37 protein-coding genes and 1 pseudogene are annotated in these 23,581 nt (G+C 41.3%); 7 read left to right on the top strand and 31 right to left on the bottom strand.

All coding sequences use genetic code 11. The features are described 5' to 3' along the window. Positions 1 to 6: 6 nt before the first annotated feature. The 26 genes and pseudogenes from E0485_RS14670 to E0485_RS14555 form a co-directional block, all read right to left on the bottom strand. On the bottom strand, positions 7 to 762 hold the full coding sequence (locus tag E0485_RS14670) for a DeoR/GlpR family DNA-binding transcription regulator (protein ID WP_328591319.1): 756 nt from the start codon (positions 760 to 762) through the stop codon (positions 7 to 9). A 170-nt stretch (positions 763 to 932) separates the two neighbouring features. Further along, on the bottom strand, positions 933 to 1,190 hold the full coding sequence (locus tag E0485_RS14665) for a hypothetical protein (protein WP_132418817.1): 258 nt from the start codon (positions 1,188 to 1,190) through the stop codon (positions 933 to 935). Positions 1,191 to 1,402: 212 nt separating this feature from the next. Next, positions 1,403 to 1,714, bottom strand: coding sequence for a hypothetical protein (locus E0485_RS14660; protein ID WP_132418816.1), 312 nt, complete (start codon positions 1,712 to 1,714; stop codon positions 1,403 to 1,405). 128 nt (positions 1,715 to 1,842) lie between these two features. Next, a pseudogene (locus E0485_RS14655) lies at positions 1,843 to 2,889 on the bottom strand (protein prkA); the annotation flags it as partial. Positions 2,890 to 2,959: 70 nt separating this feature from the next. Then, positions 2,960 to 3,127, bottom strand: a complete 168-nt coding sequence (locus E0485_RS25135) for a hypothetical protein (RefSeq protein ID WP_165921193.1) — start codon at positions 3,125 to 3,127, stop codon at positions 2,960 to 2,962. Positions 3,128 to 3,147: 20 nt separating this feature from the next. Further along, positions 3,148 to 3,573, bottom strand: coding sequence for an ArpU family phage packaging/lysis transcriptional regulator (locus tag E0485_RS14650; protein WP_132418815.1), 426 nt, complete (start codon positions 3,571 to 3,573; stop codon positions 3,148 to 3,150). Between the two features lie 55 nt (positions 3,574 to 3,628). Further along, positions 3,629 to 4,117: a hypothetical protein gene (locus E0485_RS14645; protein ID WP_132418814.1), complete on the bottom strand. Its 489-nt coding sequence runs from the start codon at positions 4,115 to 4,117 to the stop codon at positions 3,629 to 3,631. A gap of 22 nt (positions 4,118 to 4,139) precedes the next feature. Beyond that, on the bottom strand, positions 4,140 to 4,619 hold the full coding sequence (locus tag E0485_RS14640; RefSeq protein WP_165921192.1) for a YopX family protein: 480 nt from the start codon (positions 4,617 to 4,619) through the stop codon (positions 4,140 to 4,142). Between the two features lie 142 nt (positions 4,620 to 4,761). Then, positions 4,762 to 5,400 carry a dUTP diphosphatase gene (locus E0485_RS14635; RefSeq protein WP_407944852.1) on the bottom strand — a complete coding sequence of 213 codons (639 nt, stop codon included), beginning with the start codon at positions 5,398 to 5,400 and terminating at the stop codon, positions 4,762 to 4,764. 163 nt (positions 5,401 to 5,563) lie between these two features. Continuing rightward, positions 5,564 to 6,094, bottom strand: a complete 531-nt coding sequence (locus E0485_RS14630; RefSeq protein ID WP_132418811.1) for a crossover junction endodeoxyribonuclease RuvC — start codon at positions 6,092 to 6,094, stop codon at positions 5,564 to 5,566. Then, positions 6,095 to 6,340: a hypothetical protein gene (locus E0485_RS14625; protein ID WP_132418810.1), complete on the bottom strand. Its 246-nt coding sequence runs from the start codon at positions 6,338 to 6,340 to the stop codon at positions 6,095 to 6,097. A 177-nt stretch (positions 6,341 to 6,517) separates the two neighbouring features. Further along, positions 6,518 to 8,425 carry a DNA cytosine methyltransferase gene (locus E0485_RS14620; protein ID WP_132418809.1) on the bottom strand — a complete coding sequence of 636 codons (1,908 nt, stop codon included), beginning with the start codon at positions 8,423 to 8,425 and terminating at the stop codon, positions 6,518 to 6,520. Between the two features lie 13 nt (positions 8,426 to 8,438). Beyond that, positions 8,439 to 8,720, bottom strand: coding sequence for a hypothetical protein (locus E0485_RS14615; RefSeq protein ID WP_132418808.1), 282 nt, complete (start codon positions 8,718 to 8,720; stop codon positions 8,439 to 8,441). Continuing rightward, complete coding sequence (locus E0485_RS14610) at positions 8,717 to 10,027, bottom strand: replicative DNA helicase (protein ID WP_132418807.1); 1,311 nt, start codon at positions 10,025 to 10,027, stop codon at positions 8,717 to 8,719. The genes E0485_RS14615 and E0485_RS14610 overlap by 4 nt, the downstream gene beginning before the upstream one ends. Further along, positions 9,999 to 10,322 (bottom strand): replicative helicase loader/inhibitor, encoded by a 324-nt coding sequence (locus E0485_RS14605; protein WP_132418806.1) that lies wholly within the window; start codon positions 10,320 to 10,322, stop codon positions 9,999 to 10,001. The genes E0485_RS14610 and E0485_RS14605 overlap by 29 nt, the downstream gene beginning before the upstream one ends. Beyond that, positions 10,249 to 11,181, bottom strand: a complete 933-nt coding sequence (locus E0485_RS14600) for a replication protein (protein ID WP_132418805.1) — start codon at positions 11,179 to 11,181, stop codon at positions 10,249 to 10,251. Before E0485_RS14600 ends, E0485_RS14605 begins: the two co-directional genes overlap by 74 nt. 42 nt (positions 11,182 to 11,223) lie before the next feature. After that, positions 11,224 to 11,829, bottom strand: coding sequence for a 3'-5' exonuclease (locus E0485_RS14595; protein WP_132418804.1), 606 nt, complete (start codon positions 11,827 to 11,829; stop codon positions 11,224 to 11,226). Continuing rightward, positions 11,823 to 12,584, bottom strand: coding sequence for an MBL fold metallo-hydrolase (locus tag E0485_RS14590; RefSeq protein WP_132418803.1), 762 nt, complete (start codon positions 12,582 to 12,584; stop codon positions 11,823 to 11,825). The genes E0485_RS14595 and E0485_RS14590 overlap by 7 nt, the downstream gene beginning before the upstream one ends. Further along, on the bottom strand, positions 12,581 to 12,766 hold the full coding sequence (locus E0485_RS14585) for a hypothetical protein (protein WP_132418802.1): 186 nt from the start codon (positions 12,764 to 12,766) through the stop codon (positions 12,581 to 12,583). The genes E0485_RS14590 and E0485_RS14585 overlap by 4 nt, the downstream gene beginning before the upstream one ends. After that, on the bottom strand, positions 12,763 to 12,984 hold the full coding sequence (locus tag E0485_RS14580; RefSeq protein WP_132418801.1) for a hypothetical protein: 222 nt from the start codon (positions 12,982 to 12,984) through the stop codon (positions 12,763 to 12,765). Before E0485_RS14580 ends, E0485_RS14585 begins: the two co-directional genes overlap by 4 nt. Positions 12,985 to 12,986: 2 nt before the next feature. Continuing rightward, positions 12,987 to 13,913: a RecT family recombinase gene (locus E0485_RS14575; protein WP_132418800.1), complete on the bottom strand. Its 927-nt coding sequence runs from the start codon at positions 13,911 to 13,913 to the stop codon at positions 12,987 to 12,989. A 2-nt stretch (positions 13,914 to 13,915) separates the two neighbouring features. Continuing rightward, positions 13,916 to 14,200, bottom strand: coding sequence for a hypothetical protein (locus E0485_RS14570; RefSeq protein ID WP_132418799.1), 285 nt, complete (start codon positions 14,198 to 14,200; stop codon positions 13,916 to 13,918). Beyond that, positions 14,187 to 15,755 carry an AAA family ATPase gene (locus tag E0485_RS14565; protein ID WP_132418798.1) on the bottom strand — a complete coding sequence of 523 codons (1,569 nt, stop codon included), beginning with the start codon at positions 15,753 to 15,755 and terminating at the stop codon, positions 14,187 to 14,189. The genes E0485_RS14570 and E0485_RS14565 overlap by 14 nt, the downstream gene beginning before the upstream one ends. Continuing rightward, positions 15,752 to 15,919 carry a hypothetical protein gene (locus E0485_RS25125; protein ID WP_165921190.1) on the bottom strand — a complete coding sequence of 56 codons (168 nt, stop codon included), beginning with the start codon at positions 15,917 to 15,919 and terminating at the stop codon, positions 15,752 to 15,754. The genes E0485_RS14565 and E0485_RS25125 overlap by 4 nt, the downstream gene beginning before the upstream one ends. A 330-nt stretch (positions 15,920 to 16,249) precedes the next feature. Next, positions 16,250 to 16,999: a phage antirepressor gene (locus E0485_RS14560; protein ID WP_132418797.1), complete on the bottom strand. Its 750-nt coding sequence runs from the start codon at positions 16,997 to 16,999 to the stop codon at positions 16,250 to 16,252. Positions 17,000 to 17,261: 262 nt separating this feature from the next. Further along, positions 17,262 to 17,531, bottom strand: a complete 270-nt coding sequence (locus tag E0485_RS14555) for a hypothetical protein (RefSeq protein ID WP_132418796.1) — start codon at positions 17,529 to 17,531, stop codon at positions 17,262 to 17,264. A 154-nt stretch (positions 17,532 to 17,685) separates the two neighbouring features. On the opposite strand from E0485_RS14555, the gene E0485_RS14550 reads away from it, so the two are divergent. The 4 genes from E0485_RS14550 to E0485_RS25525 all read left to right on the top strand — a co-directional run bounded on the left by E0485_RS14550 (position 17,686) and on the right by E0485_RS25525 (position 20,239). Beyond that, the gene (locus E0485_RS14550) at positions 17,686 to 18,372 is read left to right on the top strand and encodes a helix-turn-helix domain-containing protein (RefSeq protein WP_165921189.1); all 687 of its coding nucleotides are present in this window, start codon (positions 17,686 to 17,688) and stop codon (positions 18,370 to 18,372) included. 218 nt (positions 18,373 to 18,590) lie between these two features. After that, a complete protein-coding gene (locus tag E0485_RS25930) occupies positions 18,591 to 18,809 on the top strand; it encodes a helix-turn-helix domain-containing protein (RefSeq protein WP_132418794.1) in 219 nt (72 codons plus the stop codon). A gap of 637 nt (positions 18,810 to 19,446) precedes the next feature. Further along, positions 19,447 to 20,013, top strand: coding sequence for a hypothetical protein (locus tag E0485_RS14540; RefSeq protein WP_132418793.1), 567 nt, complete (start codon positions 19,447 to 19,449; stop codon positions 20,011 to 20,013). A gap of 22 nt (positions 20,014 to 20,035) precedes the next feature. Continuing rightward, a complete protein-coding gene (locus tag E0485_RS25525; protein WP_132418792.1) occupies positions 20,036 to 20,239 on the top strand; it encodes a hypothetical protein in 204 nt (67 codons plus the stop codon). Positions 20,240 to 20,273: 34 nt separating this feature from the next. Here E0485_RS25525 and E0485_RS14530 read toward each other — a convergent pair whose 3' ends face one another. Together E0485_RS14530 and E0485_RS14525 are read right to left on the bottom strand one after the other, a co-directional pair. Then, positions 20,274 to 20,501 carry a YolD-like family protein gene (locus E0485_RS14530; RefSeq protein WP_132418791.1) on the bottom strand — a complete coding sequence of 76 codons (228 nt, stop codon included), beginning with the start codon at positions 20,499 to 20,501 and terminating at the stop codon, positions 20,274 to 20,276. A 6-nt stretch (positions 20,502 to 20,507) separates the two neighbouring features. Further along, positions 20,508 to 20,729 (bottom strand): transcriptional regulator, encoded by a 222-nt coding sequence (locus E0485_RS14525; RefSeq protein WP_132418790.1) that lies wholly within the window; start codon positions 20,727 to 20,729, stop codon positions 20,508 to 20,510. A 164-nt stretch (positions 20,730 to 20,893) separates the two neighbouring features. On the opposite strand from E0485_RS14525, the gene E0485_RS14520 reads away from it, so the two are divergent. From E0485_RS14520 to E0485_RS14510, 3 genes are read left to right on the top strand one after another with little or no spacing between them, the layout of a single operon-like run. Continuing rightward, entirely contained in the window at positions 20,894 to 21,187 is a 294-nt protein-coding gene (locus E0485_RS14520; RefSeq protein ID WP_132418789.1) for a hypothetical protein, read from the top strand. Then, entirely contained in the window at positions 21,180 to 21,671 is a 492-nt protein-coding gene (locus E0485_RS14515; protein ID WP_132418788.1) for a hypothetical protein, read from the top strand. Before E0485_RS14520 ends, E0485_RS14515 begins: the two co-directional genes overlap by 8 nt. 3 nt (positions 21,672 to 21,674) lie before the next feature. Continuing rightward, positions 21,675 to 21,995, top strand: a complete 321-nt coding sequence (locus tag E0485_RS14510) for a hypothetical protein (protein WP_132418787.1) — start codon at positions 21,675 to 21,677, stop codon at positions 21,993 to 21,995. 1 nt (position 21,996) lies between these two features. Here E0485_RS14510 and E0485_RS14505 read toward each other — a convergent pair whose 3' ends face one another. The 3 genes from E0485_RS14505 to E0485_RS14495 form a co-directional block, all read right to left on the bottom strand. Next, positions 21,997 to 22,185, bottom strand: a complete 189-nt coding sequence (locus tag E0485_RS14505; RefSeq protein ID WP_132418786.1) for a hypothetical protein — start codon at positions 22,183 to 22,185, stop codon at positions 21,997 to 21,999. A 103-nt stretch (positions 22,186 to 22,288) separates the two neighbouring features. Continuing rightward, positions 22,289 to 22,927: a M23 family metallopeptidase gene (locus E0485_RS14500; RefSeq protein ID WP_132418785.1), complete on the bottom strand. Its 639-nt coding sequence runs from the start codon at positions 22,925 to 22,927 to the stop codon at positions 22,289 to 22,291. After that, positions 22,924 to 23,388, bottom strand: a complete 465-nt coding sequence (locus tag E0485_RS14495) for a phage holin family protein (RefSeq protein WP_132418784.1) — start codon at positions 23,386 to 23,388, stop codon at positions 22,924 to 22,926. The genes E0485_RS14500 and E0485_RS14495 overlap by 4 nt, the downstream gene beginning before the upstream one ends. Between the last annotated feature and the right edge of the window lie 193 nt (positions 23,389 to 23,581).

The raw sequence follows: 23,581 nt of genomic DNA, 5'->3' as shown, positions 1-23,581 counted from the left end.
AATACACTAATCAATTGACACACCTGTTGCCGCATATCGCGACCGAGTTTCGTCAGGTAGTCCATCATCCGTAATGATTCGATCCACATCCGTAAACTGAGCGAAAGTCATCAAAGCATATTTATCAAATTTGGTATGATCTGCAACGCAATACCGATACTTCGCCTGTTCAAGCAGCGCTTGCTTCTGCTCCGCTAACTCAGTCGTATAGATCGACAAGCCGTAATCCAGATGCAAACCCGTTGCAGATATAAAAACCTTTTGAATATTCAGTTTTCCAAGCATACGAACCGCCTCGCCACTTACTAACAAATTACGCTTTCGGTACCCTCCCGGCACGATAAGGGAAATTTGATCCTTCTCTACAAGCTCGCGAATGATGTATAAATCGTTCGTAATAACAGTCAGTGGAGCATTCGGCAGCACTCTTGCGATCTCCAGTGTCGAACTCCCGCCATCAAGTGCAATAATGTCTCCTGCTTCAATCAAATGAATAGCTTTCATTGCCACTGCTTTTTTCTGATGCAAATGTTCAGTCTGTGATATTCGGTTCGGAAATGAACCAATTCGCTTATCGGTTTGTCGAACTGCCCCACCATGTACACGCATAAGCAGCCCTTGCAGCTCTAGCTTAGCCAAATCCTCACGGATGGTTTTGCCCGTTACACCGAGCAGCTCACTTATCTCAAGCACTTTAACTTCGCCATTTGAAAGCAATAGCTCCATAATTTTCTCCTGGCGCTTGAGCGCTGTGATGGACATTATCTCCATTCCTTCCATCGTTCATTTACGTTCATTTTAAGTATAATTCAAACGTTTATTTATGTATATATCTGTTTATTCAAATTAATCAGACAAATAAAAAGATGACTCAGGAAACACTCCCAAATCATCCTCACATGAAATCAAACCTGTAATAACGGAACACATGACTAGAACAATGTGATCACAATGGAAATTAGCATTAATACGAGTCCACCCCATAGCAGCTTGGAACGCTTGAGTCTGGATAGACCTTTATCCTGCCGCTCGATAATGACCTGCTTCCTTGGTGCCTCGAACTCGCCTGGCTTCTTATCACTTTTGAGCGGAAAGAAACCTTGAGGACCAACACCGCTAACGATAACACCCAGAATAACAGCCGCAAGCGCAATGTAAAAAAGTGTATTCGATATATCAACTAAAGTCATATGATTCATCCTTGTCTCTTATTTTTGGATAGCATACACTCGAATTCGTTTTCGATCCGCAATCCCTACCCCATTTTATCATCATAATGCTGTGCATTCCATACTCTGATTTCATTCCTATCCTCTGCTGTACGGTTCAGGTTCATCCCCCTGATCTACAAAAAAGCTATCCCTCATAGACGATTCATCTACTAAGGGACAGCTCTTATGGATTAATAAGTTGGATAGGGTGAGTATGGATATTGATTGTCATATGGATCTGAGTAAGAGTACGGATACGGCTGCGGGTAAGGTGGAGGATAAGGGTAGTAATAATAGTTTGGCTGATTCTCAAATAACAATGGACTTAACAGTAAAAAAGGAAGCAGCGATGGCGCACCAGCACCAATTCCACCACCGCCATGAGACGGATGCCCGTGTGGTGGGTTATGTCCCGGGTTTGGACCATGCCCTGGTCCAGGGGATCGGTAAAGCTCACTCGCAATTGGTTTATTCTTAATTTCACTCGCATTCGTTATCGCCATGTTGATGACTCACAGTCCTTTCGTTGTAACGTAAGGTTAATGGATACACTCGATACATCATCATATGTGTGTATGCCTATTCTGTGTGTCAGCCTAGCGATAATTTTGGCGGTTGCACAATATACCACTTATCGATTAAGCAGCGATCCTACATACCGCAGTAATTCATTAGCGCATGCAGGGCAATAGCCATGCTCATCAATGAGCTGCTTCGTAACTTCGTTAATCTTTTTCAGCTGCTTCTCATCCGGTGTTTTCGTTGAAGTCGTAATCTTCACAATGTCCTTCAAATCATTGAACAATTTCTTCTCAATCGCCTCACGCAGACGATTATGCGAGCTATAATCAAATTTACGCGATTTACGCGAATATGACGATATGCGTATCAGAATCTCCTCACGGAAAGCTTTCTTCGCATTTTCCGAGATGCCAATCTGCTCTTCTATTGAACGCATCAGCCGCTCATCGGGGTCTACTTCCTCACCTGTCAGCGGATCTTTTATTTTGCCCCAATTGCAATAAGCCTCAATATTATCCAAGTAGTTCTCAAACAGCGTCCGAGCGGATTCCTCATAGGAGTAGACGAAAGCCTTCTGAATTTCCTTCTTGGCAATTTCGTCGTATTCCTTGCGGGCTACCGAGATATAATTCAGATACCGCTCCCGTTCTTCCTTCGTAATCGACGGATGCTGATCAAGTCCTTCCTTAAGCGCTCTCAGCACATCCAGTGCATTGATGCATTCAAGATCATGACGAATTAGCGCACTCGATATTCGGTTGATGACATAGCGTGGATCGATTCCGGACATTCCTTCTTCGGCGAATTCATTTTGCATTTCGCGAAGATCAGCTTCCTTAAAGCCTTCAACCGTTTCACCATTGTAAAGATGCATTTTCTTCAGGAGATCCATCCCTTGTTTCTTGGATTCCTTCAGCCGTGTCAGAATCGAGAAGAAAGCAGACGCTCTGAGTGCATGAGGGGCGATATGCACATGACGCATGTCACTTTGCGCTATCAGCTTCGCATAGATTTTCTCTTCTTCTGTCACCTTCAGATTGTAAGGAATATGCATAACGATCATCCGCGATTGAAGAGCTTCATTCTTTTTATTGGAAATAAACGATTTATACTCAGCTTCGTTCGTATGCGCTACGATTAATTCATCGACTGTTACATCATAATACTAAATATTTCGAAGTGAATTTTAATAGAAAAATCAAGCTAATGAACATAAATAGAGGCCGCTATACTGCGACCTCTTCTTGTTTAACATCCTCTTTATTTTTATATGAGTCCAAAAGCGCTTCGGCACAAACTGCATGTAGATTATCCATCACCTTAATTGGGTCTTCTGTGCCGAAGCTGATAATGATCGGACCGTAGTCTCCTTCTATTGTTACAGATTCGCGCATTTAATCCCCTCCTGAGACAATCATACGATGCTACGCTCGTCCATTATTACAGTTTCAAGTAACACATTTAACCGTTCCATCGCTGCGTCCCTACGACGACGATAAGTCGGATTACCAATACCTAATTGATCATAGACATGGTAATCACAAATGTAATCTTTCTGCATATAACGCATTTCGATTATTTCGCGTTCTGGTTCATCTAACATCTCAACAGCTTTCTCTACTGTGGAAATATATGACCTGCGACGCTCAGTAATCTCAATTTCTCGCAATACAGCATCCTCAACTGGTTTACTTATAGTGTTTGTGTTTCCATGCAACCGTTGTTCGTATGATGGCGTGATCTTTGTCTCGATAGTTGGACTCTTCATACGTTCAGAACGCTTATATAGTCGATAGCGCGAGAATAGCTTTTCTAGTGGAGCTCGAACATCTTTACTCACTATCCATCACCCCGCATAATTTGTATGTCCCCGCCGAAGCGGGGCATTAATTCTATTAATCGAGATCATCGTCCGAATAGCCAGAATCATCGACATCTTCATCTTCTAAATCCTCTTCATGCTCGATCTCGTCCATATCTACCTGATCTTGATCTACATCAACAGTGCCATCTGGATTTGTCGAATACTTAATCCCTTCATGCGGCTCATCGTAGTATTCATCGATTGACATCTGAGACGGTTGCACCGATAGCTTTACATTGCATCCAGCACGCTTATAAAGCTGCTGCGCTTTTTCATCGCTGTCACCCTTAATTCCAAACTTCATGACCGTTTTCTTGCTATCGCGCTGCATGCTGATAAACTCAGCTGTTACGTCACCAGCTGCGCAACCATCGATATTCAGAACAACGATGCTACCTGATAAATTAAATAATTCCGTTTCAGCTGCTACATCTTCGCTGCCCTTGATCTCAAACTTCAAAACTTCTTTCTTGTCGTCCTTTTGCATGGACTTGAACAATACTGTCATTTCGGTTTTCATATTTATCGCTCCTTAGATTTATTTAAATTGCTAGTAGTTCTGGATTATCATGGACGTTTCCGATCACTTCACACCTGTATCCTGCTACTTTTTTATATTGTTTTGATATAGCTGTCGTATCATCATCAATTGAATAATGTAGTGGATTAACCATACATACTCCTGCACTTGCTGTCATGATTACTCGTCCGATATGATGACCATCAATGCACATCCAAGAGTTATCAAAGTCTCTTATTTCCTTGTGATAGGTTTGTTTTACTATATCGCCTTCCCAAATATTCTGCTTGTTCTTGTCAGGAATGGTTGTTAATTGTCCGACGGTCTCTGGATCAACCTGTTTGCATTCAAATACGTCATTCGGATAGTACCATCCAGGATCTAGGTCTTTGTCGTCGCGATTTACTAGGATTGCTGTACCGTATTTACTTTGAAATAAGTCTCCATACACCCACTCGCCATTATCAAGGCGCTTGCCCCTAAACTTTTTTGGGCTACTCATCCCCCGTACCTCCTTGTTCAACATCTTTCTTGAAAACATTCAACCATGTATTTGGGTCTGTCTCTGATGTTCTGATAATCTGGCCATGTTCATTTATAGCGCACCACAAAAGCCTTTGCTCCCAGGTAACTTCTTTCATGACTCAATATCCATTGGCTTGCCGCTCATGGTTTACTTTGTTCTTTTCCATGTAGGCCGCTGCAATCTGCTCCCACGTGAAATCAAATCCAACCAAACCAATAGCTATGAATACATACCATGCATTTCTAAAGCAAAATACCTGCTTGGAGTAGCCGAATGTGGATTCAATCTTCTCATCCCTGCCCCTCTCCATATACATCTTCAGCATCCAATATTTAACCTCCAATATCGCTCCACCAATGCCGCCGTCTAAGCCAGTTTCTCTTGTTTCCTCGATCGCATCCTCAACGATATAAATGTACTCAGACCAATCATTTTGACGAGCTATCGATAAGAAGAAACTAACTCCATCTGCGTATTCTTCAAGCAGAGGATTTGTAATCTTGCCTGTAGTCCCACACTTGCCGCAATGGACTCTTCCTCCATCAAACCAAAAACCTTTGCCAGAGCATCGATCACAATCGATCTTCGCACTATATCCATGCTTAGGTTCCTTCTTATCACTCCAATGTTTGAAACCACGCCATTCATTCGCAAGTTCCGCAATCTCTACCTGCAGCGCGAGCACTGTATTCGGCAGCAAGTCTTGTCCTTCCAAACCTTTCTCCTTGATAATCCGAGCATCTAGCGCTTTCTGCATTTCAAAAAGATCTACTAATTCCAATGTCTTTCACTCCTTAATTGACGATTTGATTAAACACGTACAAGCGTTCTCTGGAACATATGTTCTATTCATAGGTGCAAAGTATCGTCCAAACGTCCAAAACGTCTGTATCGCGATCCTGTGAGCTTAAAACTATATGTTAAACTGCTTTCTTCTTTCTGGTCTTCTTCTCAGATGGATTTTTCATAGCTTGCAGCACATCAGCTTGATAACTTGTTAGCTGTATCTCAATCGGACTACACAACGCTCTCGCGATCTGTGCGAGTACATAAGCATCACGAACGTTATCGCTTGTATTTTCAAATCCCCATCGCTTGAATATCGGCAACACCATGTCATCCTTCTTGGTATTACCCTTACCAGTTGCGTATTTCTTAAGCTGGCTTGGTGAAGCTTCGATATAACTGAATCCTCTTCGATGCAGTGCCATTCGTATCCCCCAACCAATGCCACCGAGCTGGATCGCTTGCTGCGAAGCAAATCCGAATCCCTCAATCACAATCACATCGTCTGGTTGAATGTGGTCCATTATTTCATCGATCAGCGTGATCATACGCTTTGGGTCCACTTTCCCAACGCCTGTGAGTTCTTTGCCACGAATCACATTTCCAAGCTCGTCCAATGCTACGAATCCAGTCTTGGTGCTTGGGTCAATTCCTACATATCGCATTTACATCCCCCATTTATCATTTTTAACGATAATGCCGCATATCAATTGATGCTTTTCTCCAAGCTCTCTTGCAATCTCCCATGATGTAAAGCCGTCGAGGTACAAGGACCGTACCTTATCGCTATTTATACGAGCTAAATTCAATTCTTGAAGCTTGGATGCTGCAGCATATCTGATCTCTAAATCATTCCGTTCATCAATTGCCATGTTGTACAGTCGCTTTTTATTGTTACGAGCACAATTCATAGATATCGCTCCTCGTAATTATGACCTTCTAGGCCTTTGATCTTTATGAGCCAAAACATAAATTTCTCCACTTATTTCAAGGGACGTAGGCTTGTCATTTTTAGTTTTGAGGACAGTAACGACTGGACGGTATTTATCGCCTTTTTGGCGGATTCTCGATTTCACGTTAATCCCTCCCTAATGCACAAGATCAATCTCTCGATTGGAATCTATATGTTTTACCCAAATATCGTTCCAGCTCAATTCAAATGTGATTCCAGCTTCAGCATTAGCTATTGCAATTAATATCACATTACCCATAGCAGTTGCTGATGGTACAGGTACTGCATTACCAATATATTCTCGTGCCTTCGCATCGCTACAACCTTCAAGCTGGAATGGCCGTCCGTCGGGCAGATGTGTGTCAAAGCCCTGTAGCATGGCGAGTTCATATGTCGTGAGTGGTCTATGCCGTGTGCCATCTTCGGATATGATGATCCATTGACCTCGATCATTATCATTCGGTATACGTGGATCTGCCACAGCTGCTGCACTAGCATGAATATCTCCACTACCAATAACCGTTTTGGCTGTTTGATCCCACTTTTGGACACCCATTGTTCCGGATCTTGGTGAGCAATTCATTCTTGGGTCACTGATTACTTTTCCACTTCCAGCTGAGATGCTGCCTGTCGTAATGGTTGGAGAGGTTGTTTCCCAATCAGTTACTTTGTAGACGCCATTATGATAGTTATTGTGTATTCTCGGATCGGCAATGCTCGATGCTGACTGCATAATGCGTGAGTGTCCTCGAATGGTTTTGGCGGTATCATCAAATCCTTGAACACCATAACTATCAGGCATAAGTTTTGTCTTAACTCTTGGGTCCGCAATCAATTGAGCTCCACTTTGAACGTCTGTTACACCTGTGACAGTTGCACTAGGCTTGTCCATGCTTTGCATACGATACTGGTCGGTGTATCTACCAGCTCTACTATTCACTCTTGGATCACTAATACAGATGGCTCCATTATTTGGACCATTTGCACCTGTTACTGTTGGCCCGTGTTCATCGAATTTACTTACACGATAGATTGCTGTATGCGTGGAATCCTTGAAACTAAATCGTGGATCTGATATCGCTGCAGCTCCATTACTTCTACCAGGTCCAGCTGTTCCAGTTACGGTTCTACTAGTATCGTTCCAATTCTCGATCGCATAAGCTCCACTACGAGGCTCATGTACAATCTTGTATTTCTCCCAATCAATCTTATTAAGATCTCGCCAATCTCCACCTGCTGGAATGAGTGCAAGTCTTACCCACGTTTTCCATTGTAGATTTGGCAACCTGTGAAGCGGCCCTCCTGCTTCTGTATCCCCCGGCATAGGTAGTGTTCCAATCACATCTCCAATTGTTTTAAGAGGCTTTTTAGGTGGAAGATAACAGTAGTTCGGTACTCTCTTTTCATTACGAGCGAGAATCAAGAATCTCAATCTATTCTGTCCAAGCCCGCCGATTTCGCCGAGGTTATGGTCAGCCCGCTCATCATAAGCGAACCCGTATTTCTTAAAGATTGCTCTGATCTTGATCAGTATTTCTTTTCCCCTAGTCCTAATCCGTGGTACGTTCTCGAAATGTATGAATGCCGGCAACTCTCCATCACCGTAAAGGCGACATGCTTCTAAGCACAATTCCAATCCGCGAAGCGTCAGCAAGTTAAGTGCTTGATACTGTTCTGACTGTGCTTTGTCGTTGGGCAATAGACCACTGAATCCCTTACACGGTGGAGAGAGGAATAAATAATCTGGAACTTGATAGTCGAACGCTACCCATATATCCCATGGTGTTACTTCGCGCCATTCTGAAGGCGGCTCATGACCATGCCATTTGATATATTGCTGGCGACTAAACAGGTCCATACAAACCGATGTATCTTCGCCTGTTACGAGGTCATGATTTTTGCAGGCAACTGGATCATAGTCAATGCTGCACAAGATTTTATATCCATAGACATTTCCGTATGCTTCGACCTTTGACTGCATCAGACCAGCTGAGAATCCACCAATACCACCGAATAAAATAGCTGCTGTCCGTTCAATCTTCATGTTCTATCTCCCTTCACTCATCATCATCTAACCAAGCAGACAGTTTTACTGTTGGCTTAGCTTCTTCTACAGGAACATCAGGCTGCTGCTCTACTTGTGGCGATTCAACAGTAACTTGTTCTCTATTGAGCTGTCGTCGCTGCCAATCAAGAACTTCAGCTTCAATTGCGTCATATACTCGCCTATATTGCTTGCGCTGCTCTTCAGATGCCAATGGATGTTCAATCATTTCTGCACCTTTCACCATACGATCAAGCGCCTCTAAATACTCAGCTTCACTATTGATACGGCTCATTTATCCTCCTTCTCTTTCGGCACTTCGACATATTTCTGATGCCACCAGCGGAAAATGTATTTGAACCTGTTAAGTCCAACGTTTCGACCCTTGGCAAAGATAGAATCGATAATCTTTAGCCCTTTTTGCATTTGTGATTTAGGATTGAACCAAAGGAACTCAACTACGTCCGCATCCTGCTCAATACTGCCTGATTCCTTAAGGTGTCGTAGCTTTGGTTCCTCATCATCAGCCGAACGGTCCAGCTGTGATAGAAGAATGAACACGAATTTCATATTCCTTGCAATCTGCTTAGCTGTTCTCGTAACGCGACCAATTGCTTGAGCTCTGTTTTCATTCTTGCGCTGTGGTATCTCCATGATCTGAAGGTAATCAACTATGATGGCTGCAATCTTACCGTACTTCTTTTTGAACGCTCTGGCCGTTGCCCTGATCTCATCGATTGTCACACCTGCCGAGTCTTGGACATAGATATTAAGCTTCTCAATCTCATCATAAGCAGCGTTAATCTTTGCCCACTCATTTTCAGTAAAGCCACCTTCGCCGCCTTTATTAATCAATCTTGGATAATTGACCTCAGCGACCATAGCGACCATCCTATCCTTCACTTCATTCTCGTCCATCTCTTGGCTGTAAATGAGGACTGGACCAGCATTCGGGTTGAATTTTGCAATACCGTATGCAAGTTGTAGAGCCTTAGCTGTTTTCCCTACACCTGGACGACCTGCGATAATGTACAACCAACCGATCCAGAGCATTGCCCATTCATCAAACTGTTTAAAAAGGCCTGTGAAAAGTTTTGCTGCTTTATGCTTTAGGTGATCATAATAGGAGGTCCGTGTTTCAGCGAAACTCCGCATGTTAGAAACCTTCTGCGGTCTTGTTTCATCTACCAGCTCATCTACTGCAGCAAAGAGTTCATCATCACTCTCATAATCTCCATCAGCTGCTTCATCCAATTTTTTAGCAAGATCTTTAATTCGTTTGCGATGGCCCTTTGACCGTACGATGTTAGCGTAGTAGCGTACGTTTGCTGAAGTAGGTACCGCACTTGCAAGGTTAGAGAGGTAAGATACACCACCCATATCCTCAACACGCTTGAATTTCTGATACTCTGCAGTAATCGTGATAATATCGATTGGTAATTCTCGCTCGTAAAGGTACTTCATCACCTTCCAAATGAGTTCATTTCGTTCATCTAGAAAATCTCTTGATTCAAGGAAAATGATCTCATCAATGCATTTCGAGTCCCTAATAACCGCACCTAATACCGATTGTTCAGCGTAAAACGAGTCGTTTAGGTTCATAGATAAACTCCTCCGGGTCATGACCTGCAGCTACCCATTCTTGATGTGCGATTTGAATATTGCGAGCTTCTATCTCAGGATCTTCCTTAACTTCTTGTGTTGCTTGCTTGAAGTCTGCTATGGCTGGTGGATACTTACTCGTATTGATATGGTTCATTAGGATCTGCTGAGCATCTTGAAAAGGTACATCACGCATGCATAGCTGCCATAACTCAATTCGTTCAGGTTTCATCTCCACACTCGGGTAAGCTGAAGAGATCACCGAAAGAATTTTGATCGTTTCCGCCTTGTTCATGTAGTGCCTCCTTCATCTTTTCTTGGAGTACGGATTTGTTATTATCAAACCGACTATTGCTTTGCGACTGCTGACGTTTCATCTTGATTCCAAGCTCTGCATATTTGGTACGAAGCTTCTTCGCACTTAGAATGTTTGTGGACCAGAATGAATCTGTTGTACACCAATCGATGATGCTCTTGAGCTCCTGTGTATTACGCTTGTCCAGATCAACTATTTTGCGGAACTCATCAGCCCATTTTTGCAAAGGTGCATTTATGACAAGATGTTCGACATTATTCAGTGCAGCATGCTCCATGATCTTGTTGTGAAAATAAACTGCCATTTGATAGTATCGATCGTCCTCGGAATAAGTTTTCTTATTACGAGAAGGAGTATTATTATCTTTAGAGTTTCTTTTATCTTTCTTGGGTGGCTGTTTGACCACCACTACTGGTGGCTGATTAGCCCCCTCTCTGGTGGTCATTTGACCACCACTAGCAATTTGATTTTCATCATCTACTGGTGTCATTTCTGCCCCCTCTAGAGGTGTCAATTCAACCACCTCTAACCATTCATTATGATTTTTATTAAACTCGAGTATTCTGGACCGAATACCCGATGCTTCGGAAACTACGTTTATGATCTTACGATCGATAAGAGTCTTTAATATCCGCTTAACCTGCCTAGCATCAAGTCCAGTAGCCTCTGATAAAAAATCGACCGACATCATGTGAGCTTTGCGCTTGAAACCATATGTGTACCGCCAAACAGCTAGGACAATATCCTTCTGTGATCCACTAAGTCTGAGTTGCATGAATTTGTCAAGGATCTCATTTGCTATTCTCGTATACCCATCTTCGAGCTGTGGGTTTGCCAAAGTAACTCACCCGCTTTTCACTGCTTTCTTCTTTCAAGGCGTTCACGCATAACGATTATCTGTACCAAACAAGTTTGTGTAAGAAGGAACCCATGGAGGAGGACCATATTTGTTTAGATAACCAAGGGAATTTACATACTGCTCGACACTCTTTTCCTTATGCATTGCCTTCAATAGTTCCAAAGTTCCTCTAACATCGTTTAATGCTCGATGCGCACCATCCAGGACAATTCCATAACGATTACACATGTCCGTTAATTTATGAGGATACGGGTGACGCTCACGTGATATTGTCATCGTGTCTAGAAATGGATTTTCGAACGTTTTATTCCCGATACGTTGCATTGCCCAATGTAGAAATTGAAGATCAAAGGCTGCATTATGCGCGACCAACATGCTATCACCCATAAATACTCTCAACATTTTAAATGCCAACGTTTCATTCATACCTGATCTCATCTGGTCAGATGTAATACCGGTTATCTCTGTGATCTTTGCAGGTAGTTCCATTTGATGTTGCACTAAAGTCTGAAACTCACCAACGATCTCTCCATTCCGAACTCTGATTGCTGCCATTTCAATAACTCGATCTTGTTCTGGATTTAGACCAGTTGTTTCAAAATCAAAAATCGTTATGTTACTTAGCATCCAACCACCTCCAAAAAGTAATGTTTGCCTAATTCGAATCCACGCTGCCTGAGTGCTCGTTTAACCGTCATTTCAGCAAGTGCAGGCATGTTGTTATTGCTGGATAAGTGCGTTAGGTATATCCGCTCACCGTTACCATGTACAAGCTTTGCAAGGGCTACTGCTGTCTGATCATTGCTTAGATGTCCGATATCACTAGCTATGCGGGCCTTGAGGTAATCGCTGTATGTGCCGTTCTCAAGCATTGCCTCATCATAGTTGGACTCGACAATGTAGATGTTTCCTTCCATCATTTCGAGCATGTCTTGGTCAATATGCCCTGTATCAAACACCACGCAGCAGCGGTTTCCATAATCATCTTCGATTGCATAGCCAACGGGCTCGTATGCATCGTGATGGACCTTGAAAGGATAAATGTTCATGTTCCATATCCAGATCATCTCGTATTTTCCATATAAGGTGTGTAGCGTGTGCTTCACCTCGTCTTTAACACCTGAGATACCTCGCCATTCACCTTCTGTCGCATAAACTGGAATGTTATATTTATTAGCAAGCGTCAACCCTCGTATATGATCGCCGTGTGCATGGGTCACGAATATTGCCTGGATATCAGTAGATGCATTGATGCCTCTTGCAAGCAATCGCTTTTCGATATCACGTTTCCATTTACCAGCATCGATCAAAATGCCTGTGTCACCGCTTTGAATGTGGATGCAGTTTCCGTCTGAACCGGATGCTATGATATTAACCTTCATTTCTTCGCCCACTTTCCAAAAGGTGTTTTATGTGTTGCTACCGCTGTCCCACGTACCCTGCGAGGTGCTAGTGTTTCAAAATCGATTTCCTTCTTTGGAGGCTCGAGCTCACGATACTTAGCAAGCTCCTCTTCTGTTAACTGAGATACCTTTAGTCCAGTCATGTAAGGTTGCTTCTTCATATCGCACGCTCCCTCTTTAGCCAATTTTGCCACTCTTTCAAGTGCTTACAGCCTTTTGCTGGTTCTTCATAATGCCGCTTTCCAAGTGAGTAAGAGATGAATTTATCTGTTGAAGCTTCATAATAGAAGCCATTTAATATTGGGACCTTTGGAGCCGTAGGAGCTTGAACAGCTCCATGGTCCATATCAGCGAATAAGTCCAGCTGAATTGCATTCATGATTAGTCTTCAAGCTCATCAGCTGCAGCATCAATTGCTTTCTTTTCCTCGATATGCATGTCCATAATTTTCAAGAGACCAAACATTTCAGAAAGCGATGGAGTATCGCCTTTCATCTTGCAATGCTGATTAATGTATTTACCCTTATCCTCTTTACCTGTGATTCCAAGAGCCTTGAACTTATCCTTCATTTGCTGACGAGCTGCTTCAATCTTGGTTGCTTCTTCCTTTGCCGGATCCGGTTGCTCCTCTGGTTCTGGTTCAGGTAAATTAGATCTCTGTCCACTTGCCATCTGTTCAGCTTCTGCCGTGATGTCCTTACGCTCATAAGATGATGTATTATCCATAACACTACCTTGTGGAATCTCGTCGTCTCCAAAATCTAGCCCATACTGTTTTTTCAATCCACGTTGTTCAACATGCTTTCCAAACATATCTGAAGTCCATTTGTTCCAGTTATCTTTGTTCTGACCAGTAAACATGTGATCAATTTCAGTTCTGTCCATGACGACCGTAACTGGTCGATAACCATCTCGATACGCAATTGAATATGCACCAATGATTTTCCCGCGAGGAAAACCCATTTCATGAACTACTACTTCAAGCTCTTTTGTTTCTGGATTACGGCTAACCTTGAATTCATCATTCTCGCAAACCATCTGTGTATCTGGTGGCTGAAACCCTTCTTTTTCACGTGCTTTCGCCAGATAAGCTTCAGCAGCGAACTGGATACGTGCCTGGCTACCGTACTTGATGAAAAAGATTTCATTTTTAAATGGATCGAGGTTATAAACTGCACACTTATGAGCAAATAGCGCGAATTCAGGATCAGTGGCAGTTGGACAGATCGATGTTCGGATTACCTGCAGTACTTCCGGTTTAAATGTTTGTAAAACCTCTGGTGTGAAAACTTGCAATTGAGTTGTCATGATTAGTTACCTCCGTTCATGTAGATCTTGAATGGTTTCTGCTGTGCTTTTGCTAATTGCTTACGTTCTCGTCTATTCAAGATAAGCCCATAATCTGCCTGAATTGCTTCAGATACTGCTGACACGCCCAATGATCCAGGAACATAAGCTTGCTTCATACGCTTTACTTTCTTAGGCTGCTTATTAGCCTTTGCAATTGCTAAATCACGAAATAGTCCAGCTTGTTTGGCTACATGTAAAGCAGCAGCCTTTATAGGATCGATAATAAGAGATTTAATTGGATTCATTTTGGATACCCTCCGATATAATGTTTAATTCTTGCTCAGAAACTACTCGTGCCGTGATCAGTTGCCCATTAGGTTGCTTAAATCTAGTAATAGATTCGGCGTTGTCTACGAAGCATGGTGCCACAATACCACTTTGCTCACTCAGTACATCTCGCAGCTCTAATCCAGCACGGATGCCCTCAGATAGAGACAGTTTGCGATATACCTTGTCATCCATCTCAATCTCAAATGTGCTCTTAATCTCGCCATTCTTGAGAGTTTCGAAAAGTCGGATTGATAGAGTTGAGAACAAAGATTGAACCTTGGCAGCCTGTAATTCTGCTTCTTTAGCAGCGAACGCCTTGATAGCGTCCAAGATAAAGATTGATTCATTCAAGCTCTTGTGTGTTGCAGCTTCGTTTGCTTTTGCCTGATCAATGTCACCAAGTAGTTGCAGGCGCTGGTCAAATGATTTGATCGATTCGCTTAATGGTAGCATCTGATGATCCAGTTCCCTGATCTTCTCAAGCTGCACTGATACATCGATGTACTGTATCCCTGCTAGTTCTGCTTCAAGCTCTTTCCGTTGGTTCACAAGAGCCTTATGATTGGCTTGATATTGTGCCTTACGTTGCTCTTTATCTGCTGTTACGTCTGCTATAGCGGACTCATCTAAAGGTTGCTTGCAGGTTCGGCAGGTATCTTGAATTGGCTCATCTTTAAGAGCTGGCCATTTAGTCGCAGATGCACTTATGCGCTCCTGGAGTGATTGGATTTGCGCATTCAGTGTATTAATTTGTCGATTAGTTACGTCAGCAGAGGTGGTTGTTTCCTCAATCTCTTTGATCTGCTCAATTAATCTATTTTTTTCATTAACAGTTGCATCCACATCAATATCAGCAGCTGGATAACGTTCTAGTTGTTCTTGAAGCGTCTTTGTGCGACTCTGCTCGGCTATGTACGCCTTATCCTGTTTGTTTTTGTTATCGCGGTGAATCTTATCAAGATCACTTAATGAGTGCTTTTTAGTCAATTCAGCAAGTTTCTCTGCTGCAGGATTTAATGTAATATCCTTCAGCTTCTGCTCTGGGCTCGTCCGGCTCATTTCTGCGAATACTTCTTTAGAAGTAGGAGCTGATGCATACTTTAAAAGCAATGCCCGCTGTTCAGTCCAGTTCAGTGTGAAGAAGTAAGAAGGATTGAATAATGAAAGGAATAGGTCCTTGTCGAACAATGATTTTACGAGTTCATCAAATTCCGTAGCCTTACTTGGCACTTCATTGATGTAAAATGTGTTCTTACCTTTCTCGATTCCGCGACCCAGAAGTACTTGCTTATCATCGATTGAAAGCAGGAGATCGGACCGAACAAAGTCATACTCATAATTAGTTGGTGTTGGATCAGTCTTGCTCCCTAGCACATCCGTGCCGTACAATGTAAACGAAATGGCTTCCAGAATACTGGACTTGCCTTTCGCGTTTTCCCCCGTGATCTTTGTCAGGTCGCCAAACTTAACATGAAGGTCACGGTGGGATTTAAAGTTATGAAGTGTAAGACTTAGAAATTTGATGATCATTGCTTAACCTCGCTTTCATTTGTTTTTTTACACTTACCTTCCGGATCACGCTTTGTCTGGACCGTTGGAATAAAGTCTGTTGTTCCTTCTGGAAGCTTCTCTGCTACTTCCACGATCACATCCGCAGCGTTCCGCTTGACCCACATTAACTCCTGTTTCCACATGCTTGTTCACCTCACCTCGGTAGAGTTCTTCAAGCTCGAAGTCTCGACGCTGTTTGTATAAGCTAATGGAGTCCATAGATACCTCCTCGATATTTAGCAGGCGAGGAAGAACGATTTTCCTCTTTTCGCAAAATATTTTTTAATATCACTTGATGCTGCAGATCATTTAAAAACCAAATCCTTGCTAGCTCGGGAAGTGTCATAATTTGACTCCCATCTTCTTAGCTTGAATTGATGCCCATTTAACGAAGGGAAATCTAGCAGGATCTATGCAAGCGCGTTGGTACTGGATGCCTAGATAGTCAAGTAGTTCATTGGATATTGGCATTATTAAGCTCCTTTCTTGAACTTGTTCACAAAATAAATTTGTCCCTTGCCTGTGACTTTAGTAGTCCTTGTGACTCTTACGCTACCGTCTGGATTGTTTAGAGTAGTTGTCTTTATTTCAAACAAGCCTTGTTCCATCGATCGCTGAGATGGCATATTGTATTGCTCACCCTTATTTAATAGATAGCCTTGTTCCCGTAGCAGTTGGAATAACCGATTCTGACCAATGTCGATTCCATTTTGTCTTATAAGCTTTGCTAGTTGACCGACTAAGATCGCACTTTGTGATACCTCTAGAGCTTCCGCGAACACCACTTTAGGCTTGTCCAACTCGATCTTAGTTTCTGCTGCTATTCGAGCTTGACGTTCCTCTTTCAATTTGGTTGCTACTTCAATCAATAGATCAGGGTTGTCTAGAAGTTCGTCAGTTGCATACATTCCGTTCTTACGGATTGAAGGAAGTACTTCACTAGTGACCCACTTCCTAAATGCTTTCGCTTCTGGTTTACGGCTTTCAAGAATCACATCATATAATCCATCTTCATTGATGAGAGTTGTCATTTGACTCCTACCAAGCGCATCAGGGATGACCTCATTTGTAATGACCCCATCTTCAAGCCTCGTTTTAACTTGACTCGGGTTTCCAATTTCAAGAACCTTGCAAACTTCACCTAAAACAAACCACGGTATACCTTCTTTTTGGATAGTTCTAAATTCTGCTGAACCGAAATTAAACACTTGCAATTGATTCACACGCTTACCCCTCTCTTATTTTTTCTGTACAATCGACTATACAATCGCTGATACATTTGGTGATGTCTGATCCATTTTGATTGTCCATTTTCTCGCACCCACGGTTTGTTAAACTCTAGTGTTACACCAGCTTGTATAGCTAAATCCAACAACTTATGAACCGATATCTTAGCCATGTTTATCACCACGAATTCTCACATATGATTACTTTCCTAAAAGAACAACTTAAAAGAAATAGAACGAACAGAGATTTAACTTTTCCTTAAACTACTCTCTCAGTGATACGATCTCGTATCACTTCATCCAAAAAAAATAGTCGTTCGAATGGTGCATTAAAAGCTGCCAATACACCAGCTATAAAAGAGGCACCAGGGGCGTTATATCTAGGATCATCGTGAGGTAGTTTTGCACGCCAAATTTGAGTAGTTGATACCCCTATAGCTGCTGCAATTTCAGTATCTGTATCTAGTTCTAAATCAATTGCAGCCTTCATGAATTCCTTTGTATTCAATCTGATAACATTTCTTTTCATTGTCTTAATTTCTCCTTTCCTGTCGGTTATACGAGCTCGTATCAACAATATACAATACAAGTATACGAACACGCAATACTGGCAATAATTATAATTGCGTGCGCGTAATGTAACTGCTATAATTCAAGTTGAATCAATAGAAGGGATGATAAAAATGACAAGTAAGTTAGGATATGGTGAATTCATTAAACAACACAGGCTAGAAAGTGGGTTTAAGAGTCAACGACAATTGGCAGATATCACTGGCATCTCTTCAGCAACACTATCTAGGATCGAAGCTGAGGTTCAGCGTCCACACATCGAAACACTCGGAATTTTAGCAAATCATCTACATACAACAAACCTAAGGGAGTTAATGGATGTATCTGGATATTTAGAAGGATTAACTGATGAAAAGAAAAATAGTGTAACTAATTTTTTCGAGATACATAAAGATTTAGATGCTGACTTAAAAAAGAATATTGAAACCATATTTTACTTTGGGATTGTAAATGAAATGATTGATGTTTTTGAGGAAACACTTGGTGACTACATAGAGGAATATATAGTTGAGAATAAATTGGATGCTTTAAAAACTGATTTTAAAGGAGTTCTAGAATTCATACGATATGCAGATCTCCCAATGGAAAGTAAAGCTGATTTAAATTTAGCATTACAGAATATAATACAAAAATCACAAAATAAAAACTCCGCCATTACAACACAAGTGACGGAGTTAGAAATTGATTTAGAGAAAATTGATAAATTCAATTTGATTTTTTGTGGTCAAAAGTTGAGTCATGATGAGGCAAATCGCGTAAAGGATCTTCTTGTTGCTGCTCTAAAGATGTTAAGGGATTGAGACGATTTAGCAGTCTACTTGCCTCGCGCACACCCATTTTTTCAATATTATTCAGCAAATATTCCTTAAGCAATGTAATAACCAACACCCCTCTAATATTATGTACTTAAATTTGAAATTATTGGGTTAAATCGATTATATCACGCAATAATTAATAGAACAAGCGTTCGTATAATATACGTTTTTTCGATTAACCATCCTGAAGAAAGGAGCAGAATATGGCACTCATTCTTGGAGAGTGCCTGCTACCATACTGGTTAGAAAAACGAGAAATGAATAGAGCTTTTTTTGCACGAAAAATGGGGGTATCTCGTGCAACGGTCACAGAATGGTGCAATGGTAGCCAGTTTATGACTCTTGAGCATGCATTTAATGCAGCAGACATCCTGGAATGTTCTATTCATGATCTATACAGAACAAAGTATGGTAGTAGATAAGCAGAGAAATCCTCTGCACTCTCCTAGAAAATTTGTTAGGCTGTAACTAACAAAGTGCTGTATAATTGTATTCTAAATCTTCCCATGGAAAATGTAAGCAAACAATATTTTACAATTGAACATCACCCCCTAGACATAATAAAAAAAGACCGCTCAATAATCCGAAGATAATTCAATAGAAAACTTGAAATCAAAACACCAAAATAAAGAGAACTCTCGTTTGTTTTATTTATGGTGTTTTTTTTCAATAAAATATTTCTATGTATCTTTCGGATTATTGTGGCGGTCTCTCCTGTCCACAATTAATCACTTAATTATTAAATTCTCCATCACTGCTTGATCGCACTGTCAGCAGAGGAAATTATTGTTTAAGACAAACTTTTCCCGTAAAAACGGTATTAATAACACTTAGCCCATAAATGGTAATAATAACACTTAGAATGTCTCCTGGTCGCATGACGGGAGATAGAAATAATTAACAACAAATAAGGTATGTTTGATAGTTTAACATCACTTTTTAAATTTATCAACTATTCTTTTTATTCATTTAAATATTAATGCTATTTTGATATACTCTTTTTGACATAATGTAACAGCAAATACCTCATCCGATGAGGATTAGCAAAGGTGATCTAATATGGTTGGTCCAATAATTGTAATTATATTTTTCTCGCTAATTCTGGTTGGCAGCATTATTATGTTCCGTTTATCAGTAAAAGCTAACAAAGCACTTAAGCAAAAAGCAGCAGATTTGGGAGCTAGTGATTCATTTGCTTGCATGCACCATGAAGGACTTGGTATTGCTGATAAAGCGATGTGCGAAGTATTTAGATGTGATGATAAAATCATAATTGATGCACGTAGTCATAAGTTTGAAATCCAGCTAAATCAGTTGAGAGCTGCGGTTGTAAAAAGCGAACAAGAGTTGATTGAAAAAGGAAAAAGTGTAGTTGGACGAGCGGTGATCGGAACTTTGTTGGTACCTGGACTAGGTACAATCATCGGAGGTATGTCTGGCATAGGCAATAAGAAGAAAAAGGGACAGATAAACTATTACATGATCTTCAATTACACAGACCAAGCTGGTGAGCTCAAAGCAGTAACCTTCAAGAATAACTTCAATGTGAGTAGAATGAACAAATTTTGTAATGGTATCAATCAATCACTACATACATTTTCAACAAATGAAGCTATACAGCTATAAATAGTAAAGTAGAGTGCGAAATATGAAATTTGGACCACGTAAGCCCAGTCTTAAGAAAAGAATATCAGCCCGTACAAGCATTAAACGACAGGTAGTGCATCGTGCTGGCTTAAAGATGCCACGCGGCTATGGATGGCTTAGAAGTCCGAAAAAAGCCGTATATAACAAGGTATATAACAAGACCTCATTTGATATATTCAAATTTATAAAGAAACTCTTTAAATAAAGGTAGAAGCCAGGGACATATGGTCCACTGGCTTTTATTTTACACTCAATATGTCCTCTAATTTAAACCAATCGTAATCACCATCATACTCAAGCTTAATGCGTTTAAGCTGCTGATCGATCTTTGTGACAACACCGCGGACCTCTACATCATCAAACGGATCAAAGAGCTGCAGCGTGATTTCTATTCCTTGGGACATCGATTCACCGATTGCACGGCTAATGATCTCCCACTCCTGCTCGTCAAGTTCAGGTTTCGTTATTCAAGGTCAATCCCAGAAATTATCTTGATGAACATTTTCCTTACTTAGTGTTCTTGCACCAGCAACAAGCAGAACCTTAGTGCTCTTTGATGGGCGGAAATCACTCTTGTTACAAGCGGATGCCACAGTCTCATGGCTTAGCCCGGTTATTTCCTCAATCTCTTTTTGCTTAATCTTATGATTATCTAAAAATGCCCCATATGCTGTACGTTTTTTCCCCATTGTCATTAAATACACACCACTCTTTCTATTATCAGAGTGGACAAGTATCTATAAATTTATACTAAAAAAGCCCAAAATTTTGGGATATTGTACAAGCTGTGCCTAGTAGATATGGAACTAAGATACGGATGTTTATTCCGTAACTAACTTACATATCTAGAGGTGAAGACATGAAAATTAAACAGGTTGTATTTAATGTTGAGGATCCACATCAATCCCGACTATTAGAACATGCGCTTTGTCAAAAGAATTTTTCCGCTTACATCAAGCGGCTAATCGACCATGATTTAATGACGGATCATCCTCCAGTTAATTTATCAAATGAACCGTTAAAATTGGACACACCAACGCCGCCTCTTATCCTCTTCCATCAAGCGAAAACACGATCTATTACTACATCTAAGGCAGGAACTGCGTTACAGAGTTCCAAATTTATTGCGGAAGGTGGCCAGTATAATGCGTAAGGCTAGAAGCGATAAATTGACTCATATAGCACCATACATAATGAGTAGCGAACGCGAATTAGTTCAACGGTTATCAAGGCATGTTGGCGACTTCGAGGGGAACTTGGCAAGAGGATTAATTGAAGAAGCATTAAACTGTGAATCAGCTGTACAATTCTTCCGAGTTTACTTCATTCGTCCGTATGAAATAACTCCGGATAGAATCATTTGGATGGAGAAAAGACCACTTGATATAAATGATTACTTAGTACAATCTGAACCACGAACTAGGTTGAAAATAAAAGCAACTAAACAAATGACCGCACAATTAACAAACTTTCAAATTGCATTAGGTACTCTATACTTAGCACACGCAACATACGCATTACTTCGATTTGCATTAACTACTGATCATATCATTCCAATTATCGCTCCTGGATTTAAAGAAAAAATACGCACAATGCCTAGAAAACAAATAGACGCATGGTCTGTAATTGGGAGGTAGCTTATGGGGATTGTCAAAGACTTTTGGGATATCGTAGTCAAAGGAGAAGAACAGCAAGTCATTGATCGTAATATCGTTGCTTTCAGGCTTAAACCACACGAAATGTATAAGCTCGATATGATCTGCGACGAACTAAATGATCGTCTTGGATTAAACGGGACCATCACACCGAACTCCATAGCAAGAAGGGTTGTGCGGAAATTTTTGCGGCAATGCTACGACGAAAACACCGAGCAGATCGTGAGCAACTTACTTCCGACTTACATCGAACAATTTAAGCGAATTGAACCACCTGCAGATAATGGTTGGTATCGTTTGAAATAACTTACTTAATTTTAAACGGCTTCTCGATCTCCATATAAGATATATACATTAATCCATCATCAAATCTAAGTTTGATGTAGCCATTTTCGTATTGCTCAGCTACACCAATAACCGATATTCCATCTTTGCATACGATATGTAACTTGAATTGTTCGGCTGCAGCTTGTTGGAGTAATGCATGATATTTCAATGACATCTTCTCCTTAATTAGATTGAATATCTATTCGATTAAAAAACTTTTTTATCCTGCAAAATAAAAAAATCCCCACCAGCCGAAGCTAGTGGGGATCATACTACGCTAATTTTCCTGCTTTAGCAGCCCTCATAGTTAAGGCAAGTCCGCGCCAAAACTCTTCTGTTCCTGTTGGATCATTGATCAATCCGCCGAGATCTGCGGATCCAAACTCTTTAACAAACCATGCTGGAGCTGGCACCTTCTTTGTTTGTTCCTCAAGTGTTGCGATTCTTGCTTCAAGTTTTTCAAACATGATTGTTTCCTCCCTTGTTATATAGTCCACCAAGTACTTTGTCGGGTCCGTATGTGTACCGAAACCGTAACTAGGCTGATATAGCTGTCTAACCTCATAGTGTAAATGTGATCCTGTACTTTGTCCTGTGGTGCCTTGCTTTCCTATTTCCTGCCCTGCTACCACCTGCTGTCCTACTGCTACAGACGCGCTATCTAGGTGGGCATAAACGTGCAGACAGTTACGCTTGTCCTTAATAGCAACAACAATGCCGTAATTGCCAAATCCGCTGCCTGTTAGACCCACCATGGCGTGTATTACCTCACCTGCTACAAATGCCAGAATAGGTGCTTTATGTGATTTTACTAAATCTATCCCCTTATGAAATTCAATGCCCCCGCCACCAAATGGATCAGGTCGATTACCGTATGGCGATGTGATGCGGTAACCCTCAAATGGATTCATTGCTTATCACTAACTTTGCGTGACTCTGCACGCTCGATCTTTTGGTCTAACTCCGACTTGACCCAATCGATTATTTTATTAAGTATCGGAATTGGTAGCCAGTCACCCCAACCTGCTCGGATGCTATTGGCAATCATGGATTGCATTATGTGATACAACGTGCCCATTGCAAAAACGCCAAATATAATACTAGGGAGACCAAACACAGCATCAAGAAAATGACCACCAGCTGGTAACAGCAAAATAAAAAACGTCCTCGGCAATCCATCAACAAGTCCATATCGGCTGCTATATGTGTTATCCTTTTTCGCTGCTCGGATACCTGATATCCAGTCCATAATCACAAAAAATAGAAGTGCAGTCATTAAGGTAATAACAGCCTCCCCGTCGCCATACATAAATTCAAAAATCGGTACCAAGACAGCACCGACTGAGCCAAAGAATACTTTCCATTTGTCCACGCTTATTCCCCTCTCTGGATAAAATTAAAGCCGCTGGATCGCTCCAACGGCATAAAAAATACACCTTTTACGGTGTTGTGTTGTTGCACTGTTTCATCCTTATGCGTATAAATATATCGCTCGCTGTCGTGGCGCTTATTCTAGTTCGCTATTCACTCTTGCGGTAATTGTAGTAATCATCTCATCCTCATCA

This window comes from Paenibacillus albiflavus (assembly GCF_004344915.1).
In the GTDB taxonomy this organism is placed as follows: domain Bacteria; phylum Bacillota; class Bacilli; order Paenibacillales; family NBRC-103111; genus Paenibacillus_AM; species Paenibacillus_AM albiflavus.
This window is presented reverse-complemented; position numbering and strand designations above follow the sequence as displayed.